This window comes from Marinobacterium sp. MBR-111 (assembly GCF_040547585.1).
Lineage (GTDB): Bacteria > Pseudomonadota > Gammaproteobacteria > Pseudomonadales > Balneatricaceae > Marinobacterium > Marinobacterium iners.
Window position 1 is genome coordinate 1 of record NZ_JBEPQA010000082.1, and the last position, 1,336, is coordinate 1,336.

At 57.0% G+C, this 1,336-nt stretch carries 1 protein-coding gene; it reads right to left on the reverse strand.

The genetic code is table 11. The features are described from left to right. Nucleotides 1-782 (reverse strand): reverse transcriptase domain-containing protein (locus ABIE61_RS18800; RefSeq protein WP_354412419.1); only part of this gene is annotated, 782 nt, incomplete at its 3' end. Nucleotides 783-1,336: the final 554 nt, after the last annotated feature.

The following is a 1,336-nucleotide window of genomic DNA, read 5'->3' on the forward strand; positions in this document are numbered from 1 at the left end:
CCGGCATACTGGAAGGCGCAGACGAAATCATCCGCGTAGCGGATGAGCATGGCCCGGCCTTTCATCCGTGGCTTCACCACCTTCTCGAACCACAGGTCCAGTGCGTAGTGCAGATAGATGTTCGCCAGTATCGGACTGATCACCCCGCCCTGCGGGCTACCGCTGTCGGGCTTGGTGTAGTCTCCTTCCGGTGATTTTATCCGCGCCTTCAGCCACTGGCCGATCAGGCTCAGGAGGGCGTCATCATCGATCCGAAGGGCCAGCATGCGCTTCAGCCAGTCGTGATCCATGTGGTCGAAGAAGCCTTTGATGTCGGCCTCCACAATGTAGCCGTAGCCTTGAAATTGCAGGTTCAGTCCCAGGCTGTGAACCGCTTGGTGTGCACTTTTGTTGGGCCGATAGCCGTAGCTGTTCGGCAGGAAGTCCTGTTCCCAGATGCTTTGCAGGATCTGGCTGACGCCCTGCTGGACCAGCTTGTCGTCTATCGTCGGCAATCCCAGCGGACGCTGTTTGCCGTTGCCCTTGGGAATGTAGACGCGCTTGATCGCCGACGCCCGATAGCGTTTCTGCTTCAGCTGTCGACTCAAGCGCTCGATGTGCTGCGGCAACTGCTGCTGGTACTCCGGGAATCGCTTCCCGTCCACACCAGGAGCCGCTTGTTTATTGAGCTGACCCCAGCTTTGATACAGTAGATCGGAATTCAGCAGTCCGTTCAAATTCTGAAACCTGTGCCCGGGGTGGGTCTGTGCCTTAAATGCGATGGCATGCAGTGCAGTTGTCATAGTGGTTCCAGCCCTACTTTGTCCGGCCTATGTATCGGCTACATGCCAGGTATAACTGTCAGCCCCTTCGCCATGTGAGCGGCTTTCCCGCTCTCGGACTACTATGAGCTGATCCGACTGCCGGGGCGTCATCGTTGGCCTGCTGTTACGCTGGGCTTCCCTACCACGTCCGCTGTGGAACGCATCCGGCTCTCTCAAGTTCCTGATACATCTCTTCATACATGCCACGGCTTGTGAACCCCGCTGACTCGCCACAGCCTCACCAGAGCGGCTGCTTTGCATGGACTTCGATGGCGTTACAAACCTCGTCAGTCAGACATCAACTTGTTATCGGGGCGATACCGGCACTTCAGGAGCACGCACTCCCTATGGCCTGCATGATGCTCTGTGTACGCTTCACGCTGCTTGTTCGTCCGGGCTTCCTGCCACACAAATAGTCCTGATTTAAGACTCCGCACAACGCGCAACACTCGATACAGGTGGGTGGTTAGCCCTTACCTGACAGGGACTTTCACCCTGCAAGATGCATCAAGCTTCGCTTGACGCACTAACGC